This window comes from Halonotius aquaticus (genome assembly GCF_003605575.1).
GTDB classification, from domain to species: Archaea; Halobacteriota; Halobacteria; order Halobacteriales; family Haloferacaceae; genus Halonotius; species Halonotius aquaticus.
Window position 1 is genome coordinate 81914 of sequence record NZ_QKNY01000013.1, and the last position, 17340, is coordinate 99253.

The following is a 17340-nucleotide window of genomic DNA, read 5'->3' on the forward strand; positions in this document are numbered from 1 at the left end:
ATTACTCCTAACTCTCGGTCGACGACACCCCACTGAAGGGGTGAAATTAAGCGGCCACCCACCGTAGCAGTAGGCATGTACGAGACTATTCTGGTGCCGACTGACGGCAGCGAGACGATTCAGCGAACGCTCCCGCACGCCCTGACGCTGGCCGCCGACAACGACGCAACCGTGCGCGCCCTCTCAGTCGTCGATATCCGCTCGGTACAGGCCGCTGGCGACGACGACCGCGACGGCGTCGACGCCGAACTCACCGCCGACGCCGAAGCCGCTGTCGAGGAGGTCGCCGACGCGGCCGCCGAAGAGGGGCTTGATGTCGAGACGACTGTCCGGCGCGGCACCCCCGACAAGGAGATCGTCAAAGAATCCAACGAGCAAGACATCGACGTGATCGTCATCGGCACCGATGGCAAGACTCCACGCGAGAAACTCCGCTCGCTCGGTAGTGTCTCCGAACGCGTCGTCGACAAAGCCGAAGTCCCGGTGTTCGTGATTAAGCAGGCGGCTGAGGAGACTGCTGAATAGCCGTGCGATTCCGAGAGGAACGACGAGACCGCCGAGCGACACGCTTAACCGCGAAACGCAACCACGAAACAGTAATGCGACCCGTTCGATCGGAGGTGTTGCCGTGAGCTCTGAACTCGCTGACGGCGAGACCACCGAGGAATCCGCGGCGTTCCAGCAGGCCTGCGAGGAGCTCGTCGACCGGATCATCGACGGCGAGATCGAACGCGACGACCTCGAATCCGCGAAGCTGGATGTCTGTTCGGAGTTCTCTTCGCCGAAGGTTCCAAAGAACACCGAGCTACTGTCCTACGCCCCGCAGGAACACCGCGATACGGTCAAGGCTGTCGTCAAGCGCAAGCCGGTGCGGACGGCCTCCGGCGTCTCGCCGGTGGCGATCATGACCTCCCCGCATATGTGTCCCCACGGGAAGTGCCTCTACTGTCCCGGTGGGCCCGCCAGCGAGTTCGATTCTTCACAGAGCTACACCGGCCACGAGCCCGCGGCCGCTCGCGGGGAACAGAACGACTACGACCCCTACGGACAGGTCACGTTGCGGCTCCACCAACTGCGGACAATCGGCCACCCGGTCGACAAGGTCGAACTCATCCTGATGGGCGGGACGATGACCGCTCGCAGTCACGACTACCAGGAGTGGTTCGTCAAGCGCGCGCTGCAAGCCCTCAACGACTACGACCTCGACAACGAGCCCGCCGCCGCCGAGGGTGAAAGCTTCGCCCAAGACCCGGAGGCGTACGAGTTCGAATACCTCGAAGACGTGATCGCCGAAAACGAGACCAACGAGATCAGGAATATTGGAACCACCTTCGAGACCAAACCCGACTGGTGTGATCCCGAGCAGATCGACCGGATGCTCGACCTCGGCGGCACGAAAGTTGAGGTCGGCGTCCAGACGACCTACGAGCGAATCAATCGTGAGATGCACCGCGGTCACGGCAATCAGGCCTCTATCGACGCCAACCGCCGGCTGCGGGATTCAGGGTTCAAGGTTGGCTTCCACATGATGCCCGGCCAGCCCGGCATGACCAAGGAGATGTGTCTGGAGGATTTCCGACAGTTGTTCTCGAATTCGGATTACAAGCCGGATTATCTCAAGATCTATCCCACCATTGTCGTTCGCGATACGCTCACCTACGACATGTGGCGACGCGGCGAGTACGAACCGCTGCAAAACGAGGAGGCCGCCGAACTCATCGGCGAGATCATGGGGATGATCCCGAAGTACACCCGCCTCCAACGCGTCCAACGCGACATCCCCGCGGACTTCATCGACGCCGGCGTCTGGAAATCGAACCTCCGGCAGTTGGCCCAGCAGTACGCCGACGACAACGGGATCGAGTGTCGGGACATCCGCGCCCGCGAGGTCGGCATGAACGAGGCTGAACCCAACGCCGAGGCTATCGAACGCGACGTGCTGACCTACGAAGCCTGCGGCGGCACCGAACACTTCATCAGCTACGAGGATACCGAGCAAGACCTCCTGATCGGGTTCTGTCGCCTGCGGTTCCCGAACGATCCGGTGCGACGTGAGCTACAGGACGCGGCGATCGTCCGCGAACTCCACGTTTACGGCAGCGAGGCTGGCATCGGCGAGGCCGCTGGGGAGGCTGACTGGCAACACCGCGGCTACGGTCGCCGGCTGCTCGAAACAGCCGAGGAGCTCGCGGCTGATGCTGGCTTCAGCAAGCTCAGTGTGATCTCCGGGATCGGCGTTCGGCAGTACTACCGCGAGAAGCTGGGCTACACACAGGATGGCCCCTACGTGAGTACGTGGCTGTAAACAGACAACTCTTTGCGTGAATGGCCATTCATAAGGCGTTATTTTACACAAATACGTGACTTTGTTGGGCTGTATGCAACCCCTGAATTCTATTAGCAAACCATCATTTCTTGTAAAGGGTCACTGGAATTTATATCTGAGCAGGCGTCACTGCAGGGTATGATCGCGGTCAACGATGCCGTGTCGACACCGAGAGAGTGCCACGGGCCGTGTCTCGTCGGCCACATCAGCGACGAGACAGCCGCACGGCGTGGCGCGATGGTAGGCCACGCCATGGCGACCGTGCGGGATACAGAGTTGCTTCTCGCGGAGTCGACCACCACAACACCGGCTGGCGAGATCCAACTGCCGCCGGATCACCGCGACGCATACAGCCAGTCGGCCACCGCCATCGCCGCGGCCAACGACGTTGAACCTGCAGTTGATCGACGAAATCCGTCGGCGCTCGTGGTGGAACGTGACCCGGGGCCGTCGCTGCTGTCGGGCCTCCGCGGTACCGCCGCCGAGCGACTGGCTGACCGGACAGATGTGCTCACCGTCGACGACCGCGGCGATGTCGAGACGCTGGCGTCGATCCTCGTGCCGATCGCCGGTGGTCGTCACAGCCAGCTGGCGGTCGAAGCCGCACAGGCGATCGCCGCCGCCACCGACGCTGCGATCGATCTCTTCCACGTGGTCGAAACTGAGGGCGCGGCGAGCCGCGAGCGTGGCGAACAGATCCTTGCCACGGCGGCAACCGCGCTGGGCGAGTTTGAGAACGTCGACACCTGGCTCTATGAAGCTGAGTCGGCGGCTGATGCAATCATCGAGCAGTCGGAGTACTACGATCTGACAGTGATGGGCGCGCCGACGGTCGGCCCCTTAGAGCGGTTTGTCTTCGGTTCGACCTCGACAGATGTCCAACAGGATGCGGACTCCTCTGTCGTCGTCGCCCACGCGCATAGTCCCTGACTGCAGCGCGCTTGCTTCTTATTCCGTGCTGTCGGCAAGATCCCCAGCGACGCCAGTGTAGCCGGTCGGCGTCAACGCAAGCAATTCCTCCCGAACCGACTCGTCGACATCGAGTGATTCGAAGAGGTCGTAGAAGTCCTCGATTGTGACCTGCTTGCCGCGCGTGAGTTCCTTGACGCGTTCGTAGGCGTCGGTGTCGCCCTCACGGCGGAGGATCGTCTGGACGGCCTCGCCGATAATCTCGGGGGTCGATTCGAGGTCATCGGTCATGACCTGTTCGTTCGGGACGACCTTGCTGAGGCCGGCCTGCGTCTTGCCGTAGGCGATCAAGCAGTGACCAAAGGCCGCGCCGATGTTGCGCTTGACCGTCGAATCAGAGAGATCGCGCTGGAGCCGCGAGGTGGTGACGTAGTCGGCGAGGAAGGTGAGATCGGAGTTCGCCTTCGAGAGGTTGCCCTCGCTGTTCTCGAAGTCGATCGGGTTCACCTTGTGCGGCATCGTCGACGATCCGGTTTCGCCGTCGACGGTTTGCTGGCCGAGGTAGCGATCCGAGATGTAGAGCCACATGTCCTGATCGAGGTCGATGAGGACGTTGTTGACGCCGCGGGCCGCGTCGAACAGCGCGGCCAAGTCGTCACAGGGGTTGACCTGCGTTGTCAACGCAGTGTGATCGAGTCCGAGGTCGGTAACAAAGGATTCCGAAAACGCCTGCCAATCAACATCAGGGAACGCTGCGTGATGGGCGGCGTAGGTGCCCGAGGCCCCGGCGAGTTTCCCCGAGAGGTCGTCGCTGGCGTGCGTGAGTCGTGCCATCGTCTTCCCGAGTCGGGCTGCGTAGACGGCCATCTCCTTACCGAACGTCGTTGGCGTCGCCGGCTGGCCGTGCGTGCGGGCGAGCATCGAGAGGTCGCGGTGCTCGTGAGCAAGGTCGGTCAGCGCGTCGCGGATTTCGCGGAGTTCCGGCAGCAGCACGTCCTCGACTGCGGGCTTGACCAACAGCCGCTGGGCGAGATTGTTCACATCCTCGCTGGTCAGCCCGAAGTGCAGCCACGGATAGAGCCGCTCGGCGTCGCTGACAGCAGTGGCTTCGTCAAGCCGAATTCGGAGAAAGTACTCGACGGCTTTCACGTCGTGGTTGGTCGCGCTGTAGCCCGCCGCGCCGTCGACTTCGAGCTGTTTGATCAACTCGGCATCGTCGGCGTCGAACGCCTCGTAGGTCGCGCGGATCGCTGCCTGCTCGTCGGCGGTGAGATCAAGGTCGACGGCGTCAACGTCGGCCAACGCGATCAGGTACTCGGCTTCGACACGGACGCGAGCCCGCATGAGCCCGGACTCGCTGGCGTACGGTGAGAGGGGGGCCGTCCGGCGGCTATACCGCCCGTCGAGCGGCGAGACCGCCGCCAGCGGGTCACTACGGGAGAGATCAGTCATAGCCGACGGTGCCCGTGGCAGTCGCAAAAGCATGTCGATGGCCGGAGGCCCGCCTGTGAGCCGCTGGCGGGCGGCCCCGGCAGCCGACCGCAACTGTTTTTCGGTCGCCCGGGCACCCACCGGTATGGTGAAAATCGCCGGCTTAGCGAGCAATCGCGGCCGAAATCTGCTGCATATCGCCGACCGCGCGCCGGGCGGCGCGGAGCTGGCTATCGTACTGACAAACGAGGACGGTGCGCCCGTCGTTGAGGGGGCCGCCGAGCGTGGGATTCCGACCGAAGTCGTCGCCCGCGAGGACGGCGAATCCCGCGAAGCACACGAGGCCCGGATCGTCGAAACGTTAGCGAGCTACGATTTCGATCTCGTCTGTCTCGACGGCTATATGCGGATTCTGACCGACGAGTTCATCGACAACGTGCCGACGACACTCAACGTCCACCCCTCGTTGCTGCCGGCGTTCCCTGGCATGGACGCCCACGAGCAGGTGCTTGACGCCGGCGCTCGGATGACCGGCTGTACCGTCCACGTCGTCACCGAGGAAGTCGACGCGGGCCCAATCGTCACCCAAGAGGCCGTCCCGGTCTATGAGGGCGACGACACCGACGACCTCAAAGAGCGCGTCCTCTACGACGGCGAGTTCACGGCCTACCCGCGGGCCGTCCGCTGGTTCGCCGAGGATCGCGTCACCGTCGATCATGAGGCAGAAACCGTCGCAATCGACGGCGACAGTGGCGGCGACTTCCCACAGCGACGCCTCGTCGCCGACGACCTCGCTGACACCTTGCGCTACGGCGAAAATCCCCATCAGGACGGGGCGGTCTATGCCGACGGCACCTGCGAGGAAGCCAATGTCGTCTCCGCACCGCAGCTCAACGAGGGCGCGAAAGACCTCTCGTACAACAACTACAACGACGCCGACGGCGCGCTCAACCTCATCAAGGAGTTCGACGAGCCCGCCGCCGCCGTGATCAAACACACCAACCCCGCAGGCTGTGCCGTCTCGGACTCGCTGGCCGACGCCTACGACCGCGCGCTCCGTACCGACCCGAAGAGCGCGTTCGGTGGCGTCGTCGCGCTCAACCGCGAGTGTGACGCCGAAACCGCCGAGCAGGTCGTCGACTCGTTCAAGGAAGTCGTCATCGCGCCGGGCTACACCGAGGCTGCCCTCGACGTACTGACCGAGAAAGATAACCTCCGCGTGCTCGACGTGGGCGAACTCGGCGACATCACGGAGACGATGACTGAGAAGCCGATCGTCGGCGGGCGACTCGTTCAGGAGCGCGATCTCGCCTCGCCCGATCCCGAAGAGTTCGAAGTTGTCACAGAACGGGAGCCGACCGACGAGGAGCTCGAAACGATGTCGTTCGCGTGGCAAACCCTGAAGCACGTCAAATCCAACGGGATCGCCTTCGCCACCGGCACCGAGACGGTTGGTCTCGGCGTCGGGCAGGTCTCTCGTGTCGACGCCGTCGAACTCGCCGCCAAGAAAGCCGAACGCGACGCCGAAGGAAAGTCGGCTGAGGGAGCCGTCATGGCCTCCGACGCCTTCTTCCCGTTCCCGGATGGGATCGATGCCGCCGCCGAGGCCGGCATTGACGCCGTGATCCAGCCGGGTGGCTCTGTCAACGACGAGGACGTGATCGAGGCCGCCGACGAACACGGGATGGCGATGGTCTTCACCGGGATGCGGTGCTTTAGACACGACTGAGTGGAACGAAGGAGTGTCTAAAGTCAGCGAGCGAACGCAGTGAGTTCGCGCGATTTCAGACACGACTGACCGGAGTGATGGAGTGCCGAACGTCAGCGAACCAGCGCAGTGAACTCGCGCGATGTCCGACACGAGTGAGCGAAGCGACGGAGGTGCGGACGTAAGCGAACCAGTGACCCGTATTTACGCGATTTTCGCCACGATTGAAACCCGTCAGTAAGCATCAGCACTTTGTATACACGCCAAAAACCGGGAGCCATGTCTGTTGGCCTCCAGCGACGGAGTCGGCGACGACACCGCCGGCCGAATCGTCGAGAGCGACTGATTGCCGCCAGCCACGATGCTATCGGAGTCACCGCATGGTAGCACTCGCGTGGTCATTTGGCCGCCTCGCCGCAGCACTGTTTCTCGTCGCGCTCAACGGTTTCTTCGTCGCTTCGGAGTTCGCACTCGTCCGGATTCGCTCAACAGCAGTTGAGCAGATGGTCGAGGAAGGGCGGCCCGGCGCGGGAACGCTCCAAGAGGCGGTCAACAGTCTCGATGACTACCTCGCAGCAACGCAGTTGGGGATCACCGTCGCCTCCCTCAGCCTGGGGTGGATCGGCGAACCCGCTGTCGCCGCGTTGATCGAACCTGTCTTGGCACCGGTGTTGCCAGCGGGAACGCTCCATCTTGTCGCCGTCGGGATCGGGTTCAGCGTCGTCACCTTCCTCCACGTCGTCTTCGGCGAGTTGGCTCCCAAGACGTTTGCAATCGCCGAAGCCGAAAAGATCGCGCTCCTCATCGCGCCGCCGATGAAGCTCTTCTACTATGTGTTTTATCCCGGATTGGTTGTCTTCAACGGCGCGGCCAACTGGTTTACCGGGCTGTTGGGTGTTCCCGCGGCTTCTGAAACTGAGGAAACACTCTCCGAGGAAGAGATTCGGATGGTACTCGCCCGCGCCGGGAGTGCCGGAACCGTCGGCGGCGAAGAGGTCGAAATGATCGAACGTGTGTTCGAACTCGACGATATCACCGCCCGCGATGTAATGGTACCACGTCCGAACGTCGTCACCGTCCCAGCCGAGCTGTCATTTGCGGACGCGCGCTCGCTGGTGATCGACCACGGCCACACCCGCTATCCGGTCATCGACGACACCGACGACGAGGAGACGGTCGTCGGCTACATCGACACGAAGGATCTCTTGGAGGCGACAGCCGAGGACACCAACGAGCTCACGGCCGGCGAGATGGCCCGCGACCTCCCGCTAGTGCCGGAAACGATGCCGATTGCCGATCTCCTGTCGCTGCTGCAGGACGAGCACCACCAACTCGCGGTCGTCATCGATGAGTGGGGGACGCTGGAGGGGATCGTCACCGTCGAGGATATGATCGAGATTGTTGTTGGCGACCTTCAAGACGCCTTCGACGCCCGGACGCCGGAACCCACGATTCGCGAGGATGACGGCAGTTATCTCGTTGACGGCGCGTGTTCAGTCCAGCAGGCAAGCGACGCGCTTGATGCGGACTTCGAGACGACCTACGGGACGATAGGCGGACTCACGCTCGGTCGACTCGGCGGTTCGCCCAGCGTCGGCGAGACGGTCACCGCGGGTGGCTACCGGATCGAGGTCACCGCGGTCGACGGGGCGCGAGTCAAGACCGTCCGGCTCACGCCGGTGGACGACTCGGCTGCTGACGCAGCGACCGATGCCGACACGAGCGACACGTCGTAGCGACGCGCGCTCAGTCGCGTTCAGAAAGATAACGCGGCGGAACGTGATCGGTTGTATAGACGCTTTTTCCGCGTTTTGTGATCGTGTGGCCGTCGTCGCCCATTGTCGCCGCGTCGATCTGTAGGATTACCGGCTCGGCCGCATGGCGGCTCCCAACGTCGCGAGCGTCGCCGACCGATTCGCTGAGGTGGACGTACTGCCGATTCATCGGTTTGAGGCCCGATTCGCGGATCGATGCCAGCGCGTCTGGTGAGGTTCCATGATACAGCGTTTCGGGAACCGGTGTGCCGCCAGCATCCAGATCGACGGTGATCGAGTGGCCGTAGGCTGCCCGCACTCGGTCGTCGTCGACCTCAAAGCGACCCTTTGGGTCGGTTTGAATGATCCCAATGACCGCCTCGCGGTCGATGCCGTACTTCTCGCTGGCGCGGTCGACGACGCTGTCGAGGGCTGTCCAGCCGGCCTCGTCGAGAGCAAGCCCGGCATCGTCTGGGAAGTGACGCAACGCGCCACTGAGGAACTTCGATACCTGTCGTCGGGTCGATCCATCGAGGACGTGGGTTCCGGTCGCTCCACAGGTGGGACACGTTTCGGCGTCGAAGTAGCCATGGTCGTCACAGGCGGTAATATCGCTCATCTCGGGTGGTGCTTCTCCCGTAGTCGACGGCGACCCATGGACGTTTCGCCCCCGACACCGCGACCAAGCTACATTGACGGAACCGAGGTCACCCAGCACGAAACGGGTGACGAACCGTCACCGGCGGTCTTGCTGGGAGAAAAATCACAACACATTTGATTCGACACATCGCAGATATGGCTGTCATGCCCTCCATCGCTATCCTCGGACTGTTGATGTCGCTGCTGTTTCTCGCAGTCCACGTTGCAATGATCATCTGGACGTACTCCGACGCGAACGACAACAGCGAACAGCCGGCGTTCCTGTGGGCGGTTGTTGTCTTTCTTGCCCCGCTGTTGGGGCTCGTGTTGTACCTCCTGCTCGGTCGGAACTGATCATCGGCTACCACTCGTTTCTTGTCGCTGCCGGCCGAGCGTCCGATATGCAGCATCGCCGCGTTGTCTCTATCCTTGCCATCATCGCCGTGGTCGCTCTCGCCGGCTGTAGCGGGATCGCCCCGCTGCCGACGCCGGATGCCGGGCCGACGACCGAGCCTGTTGCGACCGCCGAGGGGCCCTCATGGAACGTCACGGTTACCCGCGTCATCGACGGCGACACCGTTGAGATTCGCTACGCAAATGGCACGACCGAGACGGTTCGGCTCCTTGGCGTCGACACGCCGGAAACGCCACCAAACACGGTCTCGCCGGCGGAGTTCGAGGGGATTCCTGACACCGAAGCCGGCCGAGACCATCTCGTTTCGTGGGGTGGGAACGCAACCGAGTTCGCTGAGCGAAAGCTGGCCGGCACGGAAGTCCGGCTCGTCGTCGACCCTGAGTCGGATCGGCGTGGCGGCTACGGTCGCCTACTGGCCTACATCTATGTTGACGGCGAGAATTTTAATTCGCTGCTGCTGTCAGGCGGCTACGCACGGCTCTACGAAAGTGAGTTCCGGCTTCGAGATTCGTTTGCAGCGACCGAAGCCACCGCACAGCAAGAGCGGGTTGGGCTTTGGAACTTCGAGTAAGTTGCCGGCGGTTGGATTGCGACGCTTCCCACAGTCAGGTGGTAGCTGTTCGCGCGCTGTCGCCAACGCCGCTGTGGCTGTGTTGCCACTGGCTGCTTCGAGAACCCCACCAGATCACTCTTTGAGTGGCTGTCCGTAGGAGGCGATTGTACGGTAAGGCGATCCCGTCGCGGATTCGTCTCCCACACCAGAGCATCCATGAATCGACGACAGGTGTTGACCGGCCTTGCTGGCATCGGACTCACCGGTGGGAGCCTCTGGGTTGTTCGCGGCAACGACACCAGCCGTGGAGACGAGTTTCCGATCACCGTCGAGACAATCGACGCCACGGGGTCGACAGCCGGCGAAACCACGCTGCCGGTCGCCGACGCGCCGACCCTGATCGACTGTTTTGCGACTTGGTGTGATCCCTGCAAGAAGCAGTTCCCGAAGCTGGCTGAGCTCCACACCGAATTTGGCGAGGCTGTCGCCTTTGTTTCTGTGACGAACGAGCTCATCGGGCGCGGCACCACGAAGGCCGAACTGCGACGGTGGTGGAACACCCACGGCGGGGTGTGGCCGGTCGGGATCGATCGAGATGGCGCGGTGCTGGAGGCGATCGGTGCCAGCAGCATCCCGTCGCTCGCTGTCGTCGACGCAACCGGGGCGATTCAGTGGACGGACAGCGGGCAGTTCGATGTGGCATCGCTGCGGACACAGCTTGCCGCGGTTTCGGAGTCGACATGACACAGTCGGCGTTTCTCGGCACGCTGGCCTTCGCCGGCGGGGCTGGTGTGACGACCTTTTTTTCGCCGTGTGCGTTCCCACTCCTGCCAGGCTATGTGGGCTACTACGTCCACAACAGCGACGAGTCGACACCGGCGATCGTGTCAGCGATCGCGGCGGCCGTCGGCGCGCTGCTTGCGGTCGGCGTGATCGGCGGGCTCGCCTTGCGTGTCGGCCAACAGGTGACGACTGTGTTGCCGCTGTTCGAACCGCTGGCTGGGGTCGCGTTAGTCGTGTTCGGTGTTGTGATCCTGTTCGGTGTGACACCGAGCCAACCGATCGAGTTACCCGCTCGTCCTGACTCGCTGCTCGGGTTTGCAGGATTTGGGGCCGTCTATGCGGTTGCGGCCGCCGGCTGTGTCGTGCCGGTGTTTTTCGGCGTCATCTCCCAGGCACTCACACTGCCGGATCTCCAGGCAGTGGTCGTCCTCGGTGGGTATGCTGTCGGGCTCGCTGCCCCGCTTGTCGGTGTGACACTGCTCACCAGTGCGGGCATCGAGTCATGGCGGGCGGCCGGCCGGTACACCGGCTGGCTCAAACGCGGGGCGGCTGTGGTGATGATCGCTGCCGGGATCGGCCAACTGTATCTGTCGATCGTTGTCCTTGCTGTGGTGTAAGCCGCGGTGAGCGCGTCGTCGCTGCGTGGAGCAGCGGACTCGCCAAGGGTTGATATCGCTGGCCCGCCGACCAGGCGGTGTGGCCGAATCGACCCCACTCGGCTTTCAGTCAGCCACGACCGAGTACGACGACTACCGTCCGCCCGTTGAGGGGACGATCCCGGCGTGGCTCTCGGGAACGCTCATTCGCAACGGGCCCGGTCGCTTCCGTGTCGGCGAAGAGCGCGTCAACCACTGGTTTGACGGATTGGCGATGCTGCGTCGCTATGCCTTCGACGATGGCGGGGTACGATACTCGAATCGATTCCTCCGCAGCGACGCATATGCCGACGCCGAGGCCGGCCGACTGACCGGCCAGTTCGGCACCGACACCCGCGGCTGGCGACGCGTGCTCGATACACTCCGATCGTTTGGCCTGCCGGAGCCAACCGACAACGCCAACGTTCATGTCGCCCAGATCGACGCCGAGTATGTCGCGCTCACCGAGGCCCCGCGCCGGGTTGCGTTCGATCCCGAAACCCTTGCCACCCGCGGCGAGTTCACGTTCGACGACGACCTGACCGAGCACATCACCGCGGCCCATCTCGTTGACGACCCCCACCACGAGGAGCTGATCGGCTTTGCGACCCAGTTTGGCATCCAACCGCAGTATCATCTCTACCGAATCCCACGCGACAGCCGGCGGCGGGAGCTGATCACCTCGATCAACGCTCGCGGGCCGGCATACATACACGACTGCAGTGTGACCGATCGCCACGTCCTGCTGGTCGAATCACCGCTCACGCTGTCGGTGTGGCGAGCATTGAATCCGTTTTCGGAGGGCGCGATCGATATGTTGCGGTGGGATCCTGAGCAGCCGACCCGGCTGCTCGTCGTCGACCGCGAGAGTGGCGAGGTGGTCGCCGAGCCAACCTTCGAGGCGACGTTCTGTTTCCATCACGTCAACGCCTTCCGGGACGGCGACGAGATCGTCCTTGATCTCATCGAGTTCCCCGACAGCGACATCGTCGGCGCGCTCTCGATGGCCGAACTCGACGGCGAGGGGTTCCCCGACGTGCCGGATGGCCGGCTTCTGCGATACCGGATCGATCCAGCGACCGACGACATCGATCTGACACGGCTGTATACTGGCGGGATGGAACTGCCGCGTGTCCCACGGGGCACAGTCAGTCGTCGCCACCGCTACGCCTACGGGCAAGCCACCGACCGCGATGGGGCCACCGGGCTGGTGAAAGTCGACTGCGAGGAGGGGACAGCACAAGAGTGGTGGGAGGAGTCGGTGTATCTTGAAGAGCCGATCCCGATACAACGCCCCGGCGGCGACGGGGTCGACGACGGTGTCGTGGTGGCGACCGCACTCGATGTGCCGCGAGAACAGACCAGTTTGCTCGTCTTTGACGCTGAGACGCTCACGCTGCAGGCGCGAGTTGCCCTGCCGCACGTCGAACCATTCGGCTTTCACGGCCGGTTCTTTCCCGACGAATAGCTGTCGCTCTCGACAGACGACGTTGTCCGCGGATGCAAGATGGTTTTATTCGCGGTCGCAGAATCATACCTATGAGCGAGGAGCCGTCGTCGCCACCAGCCAACACCCCCGATCGCGCGGCCGGGAGCGTTCAGGCTGTCTACGACCGCATCGCCGATCACTTCGCATCAACACGGGCCTACGCATGGCCCGAGGTTGAGTCGTTCGTGACGACGATCGCCGACAACGAGGGGCTTGGTCGCGCACTTGATCTCGGCTGTGGCAACGGTCGCCACACCGAACTCCTGGCCGAGCACGGTGCTGATGCCATCGGTGTTGATGTGAGCCGCGGGCTATTGTCGACGGCGGCGACACGCCAACGTGATCACGGATTTGCTGCCGGGCTTGTGCAAGGTGACGCGGCCACGCTACCCTTTGCCGACGCGACGTTCGACCAGATTGTCTATGTTGCCACGCTGCATCACCTCCGACCGGAGGCGACTCGCCGACAGAGCCTCGCTGAACTCGGTCGCCTGTTGCGTCCGGGGGGCCTCGCGCTTGTCTCAGCATGGAGCACTGCCCATGACCGCTTTGACGCCGAGAGGAGTTTTGACACGACGGTCGAGTGGACGCTGCCCGGCGGCGAGACGGTCGATCGCTACTATCATATCTACGATCCCGACGCGTTCCGAGCGGCTCTGAACGCCAGTGACACGATCGAACCACTTGTTGTGGCCGTCTCTAGTGGGAACTGTTATGCGATCGTGACAACCACCGACGGCGACGCGACACCGGACTGGCCTGTTGAATCGGTATTGTAGGCTGGTCGCACGACTGGTGCGGAGTTATATGACTGGGGGTACAAGATGGGTATACATGAGTACAACGGACGGTGTCGATCCTGAAGCCGAGGCCGACGAGTATGAGGTTGCGGTGGTCGGGGGTGGGCCAGCCGGGCTCTCGGCCGCGCTGTACACGACGCGATTGAGCCACGACACGGTTGTCATCGACCGTGGTGGCGGCCGGGCGGCGATGATGCTAGATACGCACAACGTCATCGGGGTTCCCGAGGAGATCTCGGGCAACGAGTTTCTGCAGACCGCCACCGAACAGGTACAAAACTACGGTGGCGACGTCGTTCGCGATCTAGTGACCGAGATCGAACGCACCGACGACGGCCGGTTCTACCTCAGCGGCAACAGCACCGAGATTGTCGCCGATCGCGTCGTTCTCGGGATGGGCTTTTCCGATGAGCGACCCGAGCCGCCGCTCCCGCGAACCGGGAAAGGGCTGCATTACTGTCTGCACTGTGACGCCTACATGTTCATCGACGAATCGGTGTACGTGATGGGTACCGGCGAGGCCACAGCCCACGTGGCGATGATCATGCTCAACTTCACCGACGAGGTTGATATCTTGACGCGGGGCGACGAGATCGAGTGGAGCGAGGAGACCCAGCGACTTGTCGAGGGTCATCCGGTCGACGTGATCCACGAGGACATTGAGAGCCTGACGCGCGGCGACGACGGTTGGCTCGAAAGCTTCACCTTCGAGGATGGCACCACCCGAGAGTACCGCGGCGGATTCGCCATGTATGGGTCGGATTACAACACCGGATTGGCGACCGATCTCGGCTGTGAGCTCAACGACGACGGGACGGTCATCGTCGACGACCACGGGGCGACGACCGCCGACGGCGTCTACGCGGTTGGCGATATCACGCAGGGTCACAATCAGGTACCGGTCGCGATGGGGAAAGGAGCCAAAGCCGGGTTGGCGATTCACAAGGAACTGCGGACATTCCCCAAGTCACTGGACGAGCTCGAAGCTGAGGGGCCGGTCGGCGAGACCGAGGTGCCAGGGGTCTCCCCGGATATTCGGAACGCCGCCGAGGCATTTGGCGACGACTGACGACGCTGAATCGGTAAGGTATTAATGGCCCATCGGAAAGTGGGTGGTGCGTGCCGGTGGTCTAGTGGTAGGACCTGAGCCTTCCAAGCTCATGGCCCGGGTTCAAATCCCGGCCGGCACATACTGCCGAAGACAACACTGCGAGCGACTGCCCTGTCGCTCGCACCTCGTCTGAGGCTGTCTGTAACACGCCGGATTTGAACCAGGGAACGATGCGAACGAAGTGAGCAGAGCGAGTGAGGTTCAAATCCCGGCCGGCACATTCCTGCGGCGAACAACACCGCGAGAGAGTGTTTTCATTAAGGTGACTGAGGCTATCAAGAGAAATCCCGCCAATTAGTCACAAGAATACCCAAATCGATGCCAAAATATGTTAGAAAATATCTCATTTCTGCCAATCACATGCACATACGCATGAAAATTTGTGACAGTTCAGCTTTGTAAGCCTTTCCGCGGCTAGCCCGCCGCGTGAATGAATGAATTTACTCTTATCCGAGTTGTTCATTATTTTGTTTGCAGGAAATACGGTGTTAACTCAGAGTTTGCCGCTTTAGACAAACAAATGTGTGTATATACCGTGTTATCTACTGCAATGATGGCAAGAAAAGTAGCTGAAACGGAACGATCAAGTATCGAAACCGGCCGGTACAAGCGCTTCCGAGCAACCACCGACAGCGGCTCGCGGTACAGCAGTCTGCGGGCGACGAGCGGTACCATCTACCGGCGTCGCTCCCAGCGGCGTCGCCGCTGACGCGATCGGTTCCCCTGTCGTCCCACTGTACCACCGTTCGGTGGCCACCCACTCCACCTGGTGTTTTCGTGCTGACCCACACGCTACTCATCCCGTGGGTTTTCGAACCGCGTGAGGCCAAAGTCTGATACTGCACGCTTTCCGACACCAGCCTGATGCATTGGTTTCGAAACGCACGGTACGCGATAGCGCTGGTAGTAATGCCCCTGGCCGGAATCGGCTTCGCCACACAGATCGGTGACCACTCCACGCTGTATATTGCAACGATCTATCTCATGTTAGCAGGCATGGTTGTACTGACCCTCGGGCTCGCGTATGCAGACAAGTCACTAACCGAATGACACTCTTGCTCTGTGGGTGATCCGCTCCGCTCCGACTGGTGGTTCTACCGCTTGTGAAAGCGTCGCTGTGGAGCGACTGGACACCAGCGCTCTCGTTGCGCCCCACTCGATTCGTGGTCACCGCCGCGAGTGTGCTCAGTTGTAGTGTTCCTTGAGGTACGCCGAGATCTCGGAGCTGTCGTCTAAATAGCCATCGGGGAGGTCGTCACTGACGAGCACTGGCACGCCACGTTGGCCCGTGATCGATTCAAGATCGTCGCGGTCGGGCTTGGATTCTGGGACGATGATCTCCTCGTGGTCGACTTCGAGTACGTCAAGGACGCGGCGCACGCGTTTCGAGTACGGACAATCCGGTCGGTCGTAGAGGGTGAATGCTGACATGCAGGTGAGGGTGCGGCTGGTGGTCGGATAGTGATTTTTCAACAAGCGATCGGAATCGACACGAAGAGTGCTCAAACTCAGTTCAAAGTCTGGCTGTAGTTTGAACGGTCTGTTGAATCGGTAGCTGGGCACGTCTACATTCGCTTCGCCGATTTCAGGGCTGCAGTTCGGAATTGAACCCTTGCGGATCGGGGTACCAGAACACTTTTTGCTGTTTTGCTGTAATCTGTAATTAAGATCCAACAGTGTCACAGCCCGCAACTCCCGCTGACGGCGACATCGTTCGTGATTTCCTCTCGGTGGCGGATTTACTTGACGAGCCGCAGTTGGCGCGGCTCTACGCGTATTTCGACCGCGAGGGTGCCGCGACAGTCAAAGAGGCAATGGTGGCTCTCAATCTCTCGCAGGGGACGGCCTACAGCTACGTCAATCGGCTCGTCGATACCGGCGTGGTCGAGATAACCCACGACGAACAGCCCCGGCGGTATGTGGCCCGCGAGATCGACCTCACCGTGACGACGGCCGCGGGCGAGTACACGATCACGCCGGCACTCATCGACGCTGTCGGCCGCCGCGAGACCGACGACGACATCGACACCTATATCGACCGCCACGGCGTCGCCGGCCTTGCGACGGCGCTGACGTATGCCGTTTCCCGTGAGCGCGGCGAAACGACCCACCGGCTGATGGCCGACGATCTCGATATCTCGCCGCTTGCTGCGGAACTAATCCTCCAAGCACTGCGCCCGGTCGTGACTGAACAGTATGCTATTGATGCGTCCGGCGGCTCGCTCGACGAAATTGACCCGGCAGATACTGCCAGCGACGCGTGAGTAGCCTGCATATCGCTGACACCGGGTTGTTCGTCGCAATGGGACAGCCGTCGAACAGTCGCTATCAGGCTGTCCGCCGGTTCGTTCGCCGCAACGATATCACGTTCGTGGTTCCACAGCGAGTCTACGACGAATTGACTACCGACCAGTCTGCTGTTGAGAATCCACCCGTCGACACCGCAATTGAAGCGGGCTGGGTGCAGGTCGCAGCCCCGCTTCCGTTCTCGAAGCCGATCGTCTCTCGCGTCATGGACGGTGTCCAGCGATACATCGCCAGTGTCGACGACCGACCGGCTGACAACGTCGAGCAAGCCGATGCGGCACTCGCCGCGCTGGCGGCCCAGCAACTCAGCACAGGTGAGACAACGGCGGTGTACATCTACACGACCGATATCGCTGCCGGCGATGGGGCCGAAACGGTGCTCGCCGATGAGGGGTACGGTGACTCGGTGACGTTCGTGAACGGATTCCGGTTCATCGACCATCTGTTGACTGGTGATACATAACTGATCGGCAGCGTTCT

The 17340-nt window shown here is 62.2% G+C and carries 17 protein-coding genes and 1 tRNA gene; 15 read left to right on the forward strand and 3 right to left on the reverse strand.

Annotated elements, in window-relative coordinates; genetic code table 11:
* Positions 1-75 precede the first annotated feature (75 nt).
* The 3 genes from DM826_RS08625 (at position 76) to DM826_RS08635 (ending at position 3256) form a co-directional block, all read left to right on the forward strand.
* Positions 76-525, forward strand: a complete 450-nt coding sequence (locus tag DM826_RS08625; protein WP_120102993.1) for a universal stress protein — start codon at positions 76-78, stop codon at positions 523-525.
* 103 nt (positions 526-628) lie between these two features.
* Positions 629-2305, forward strand: a complete 1677-nt coding sequence (locus tag DM826_RS08630) for a tRNA uridine(34) 5-carboxymethylaminomethyl modification radical SAM/GNAT enzyme Elp3 (protein WP_120102994.1) — start codon at positions 629-631, stop codon at positions 2303-2305.
* A 159-nt stretch (positions 2306-2464) separates the two neighbouring features.
* A complete protein-coding gene (locus tag DM826_RS08635; protein WP_120102995.1) occupies positions 2465-3256 on the forward strand; it encodes a universal stress protein in 792 nt (263 codons plus the stop codon).
* A gap of 18 nt (positions 3257-3274) precedes the next feature.
* Here the strand turns inward: DM826_RS08635 and purB are convergent, their stop codons facing one another.
* The gene (purB, locus tag DM826_RS08640) at positions 3275-4687 is read right to left on the reverse strand and encodes an adenylosuccinate lyase (protein ID WP_120102996.1); all 1413 of its coding nucleotides are present in this window, start codon (positions 4685-4687) and stop codon (positions 3275-3277) included.
* Between the two features lie 124 nt (positions 4688-4811).
* Between purB and purH the strand changes: the two genes are divergently transcribed.
* Positions 4812-6395, forward strand: a complete 1584-nt coding sequence (gene purH, locus DM826_RS08645) for a bifunctional phosphoribosylaminoimidazolecarboxamide formyltransferase/IMP cyclohydrolase (protein ID WP_120102997.1) — start codon at positions 4812-4814, stop codon at positions 6393-6395.
* A gap of 359 nt (positions 6396-6754) precedes the next feature.
* The gene (locus tag DM826_RS08650) at positions 6755-8110 is read left to right on the forward strand and encodes a hemolysin family protein (protein ID WP_120102998.1); all 1356 of its coding nucleotides are present in this window, start codon (positions 6755-6757) and stop codon (positions 8108-8110) included.
* Positions 8111-8120: 10 nt separating this feature from the next.
* Here DM826_RS08650 and DM826_RS08655 read toward each other — a convergent pair whose 3' ends face one another.
* On the reverse strand, positions 8121-8747 hold the full coding sequence (locus tag DM826_RS08655; protein ID WP_120102999.1) for an RNA 2'-phosphotransferase: 627 nt from the start codon (positions 8745-8747) through the stop codon (positions 8121-8123).
* A 185-nt stretch (positions 8748-8932) separates the two neighbouring features.
* On the opposite strand from DM826_RS08655, the gene DM826_RS08660 reads away from it, so the two are divergent.
* The 8 genes from DM826_RS08660 to DM826_RS08695 all read left to right on the forward strand — a co-directional run bounded on the left by DM826_RS08660 (position 8933) and on the right by DM826_RS08695 (position 14632).
* Positions 8933-9121: a PLDc N-terminal domain-containing protein gene (locus tag DM826_RS08660; RefSeq protein ID WP_120103106.1), complete on the forward strand. Its 189-nt coding sequence runs from the start codon at positions 8933-8935 to the stop codon at positions 9119-9121.
* Between the two features lie 47 nt (positions 9122-9168).
* Positions 9169-9753, forward strand: coding sequence for a thermonuclease family protein (locus tag DM826_RS08665; protein WP_120103000.1), 585 nt, complete (start codon positions 9169-9171; stop codon positions 9751-9753).
* Between the two features lie 198 nt (positions 9754-9951).
* Positions 9952-10479, forward strand: coding sequence for a TlpA family protein disulfide reductase (locus DM826_RS08670; protein WP_120103001.1), 528 nt, complete (start codon positions 9952-9954; stop codon positions 10477-10479).
* On the forward strand, positions 10476-11135 hold the full coding sequence (locus DM826_RS08675) for a cytochrome c biogenesis CcdA family protein (RefSeq protein WP_120103002.1): 660 nt from the start codon (positions 10476-10478) through the stop codon (positions 11133-11135). Before DM826_RS08670 ends, DM826_RS08675 begins: the two co-directional genes overlap by 4 nt.
* Positions 11136-11214: 79 nt before the next feature.
* Positions 11215-12621 carry a carotenoid oxygenase family protein gene (locus DM826_RS08680; RefSeq protein WP_120103003.1) on the forward strand — a complete coding sequence of 469 codons (1407 nt, stop codon included), beginning with the start codon at positions 11215-11217 and terminating at the stop codon, positions 12619-12621.
* 71 nt (positions 12622-12692) lie between these two features.
* Positions 12693-13421 (forward strand): class I SAM-dependent methyltransferase, encoded by a 729-nt coding sequence (locus DM826_RS08685; RefSeq protein WP_120103004.1) that lies wholly within the window; start codon positions 12693-12695, stop codon positions 13419-13421.
* Positions 13422-13476: 55 nt separating this feature from the next.
* Positions 13477-14511, forward strand: a complete 1035-nt coding sequence (locus DM826_RS08690; RefSeq protein WP_120103005.1) for an NAD(P)/FAD-dependent oxidoreductase — start codon at positions 13477-13479, stop codon at positions 14509-14511.
* A 50-nt stretch (positions 14512-14561) separates the two neighbouring features.
* Positions 14562-14632, forward strand: a tRNA-Gly gene (locus DM826_RS08695).
* Between the two features lie 1106 nt (positions 14633-15738).
* Here the strand turns inward: DM826_RS08695 and DM826_RS08705 are convergent.
* On the reverse strand, positions 15739-15984 hold the full coding sequence (locus tag DM826_RS08705) for a glutaredoxin family protein (RefSeq protein ID WP_120103007.1): 246 nt from the start codon (positions 15982-15984) through the stop codon (positions 15739-15741).
* 245 nt (positions 15985-16229) lie between these two features.
* Between DM826_RS08705 and DM826_RS08710 the strand changes: the two genes are divergently transcribed.
* Positions 16230-16817, forward strand: coding sequence for a DUF7437 domain-containing protein (locus tag DM826_RS08710; RefSeq protein ID WP_120103008.1), 588 nt, complete (start codon positions 16230-16232; stop codon positions 16815-16817).
* Positions 16814-17323 (forward strand): hypothetical protein, encoded by a 510-nt coding sequence (locus DM826_RS08715; RefSeq protein ID WP_120103009.1) that lies wholly within the window; start codon positions 16814-16816, stop codon positions 17321-17323. Before DM826_RS08710 ends, DM826_RS08715 begins: the two co-directional genes overlap by 4 nt.
* Positions 17324-17340: the final 17 nt, after the last annotated feature.

Excerpts from the sequence above, each read along its gene's own strand:
- DM826_RS08625 (WP_120102993.1), top strand. The coding sequence starts at position 76 with ATGTACGAGACTATTCTGGTGCCGACTGACGGCAGCGAGACGATTCAG.
- DM826_RS08635 (WP_120102995.1), top strand. The coding sequence starts at position 2,465 with ATGATCGCGGTCAACGATGCCGTGTCGACACCGAGAGAGTGCCACGGG.
- purB (WP_120102996.1), bottom strand. The coding sequence starts at position 4,687 with ATGACTGATCTCTCCCGTAGTGACCCGCTGGCGGCGGTCTCGCCGCTC.
- purH (WP_120102997.1), top strand. The coding sequence starts at position 4,812 with ATGGTGAAAATCGCCGGCTTAGCGAGCAATCGCGGCCGAAATCTGCTG.
- DM826_RS08650 (WP_120102998.1), top strand. The coding sequence starts at position 6,755 with ATGGTAGCACTCGCGTGGTCATTTGGCCGCCTCGCCGCAGCACTGTTT.
- DM826_RS08655 (WP_120102999.1), bottom strand. The coding sequence starts at position 8,747 with ATGAGCGATATTACCGCCTGTGACGACCATGGCTACTTCGACGCCGAA.
- DM826_RS08660 (WP_120103106.1), top strand. The coding sequence starts at position 8,933 with ATGCCCTCCATCGCTATCCTCGGACTGTTGATGTCGCTGCTGTTTCTC.
- DM826_RS08665 (WP_120103000.1), top strand. The coding sequence starts at position 9,169 with ATGCAGCATCGCCGCGTTGTCTCTATCCTTGCCATCATCGCCGTGGTC.
- DM826_RS08670 (WP_120103001.1), top strand. The coding sequence starts at position 9,952 with ATGAATCGACGACAGGTGTTGACCGGCCTTGCTGGCATCGGACTCACC.
- DM826_RS08675 (WP_120103002.1), top strand. The coding sequence starts at position 10,476 with ATGACACAGTCGGCGTTTCTCGGCACGCTGGCCTTCGCCGGCGGGGCT.
- DM826_RS08685 (WP_120103004.1), top strand. The coding sequence starts at position 12,693 with ATGAGCGAGGAGCCGTCGTCGCCACCAGCCAACACCCCCGATCGCGCG.
- DM826_RS08690 (WP_120103005.1), top strand. The coding sequence starts at position 13,477 with ATGAGTACAACGGACGGTGTCGATCCTGAAGCCGAGGCCGACGAGTAT.
- DM826_RS08705 (WP_120103007.1), bottom strand. The coding sequence starts at position 15,984 with ATGTCAGCATTCACCCTCTACGACCGACCGGATTGTCCGTACTCGAAA.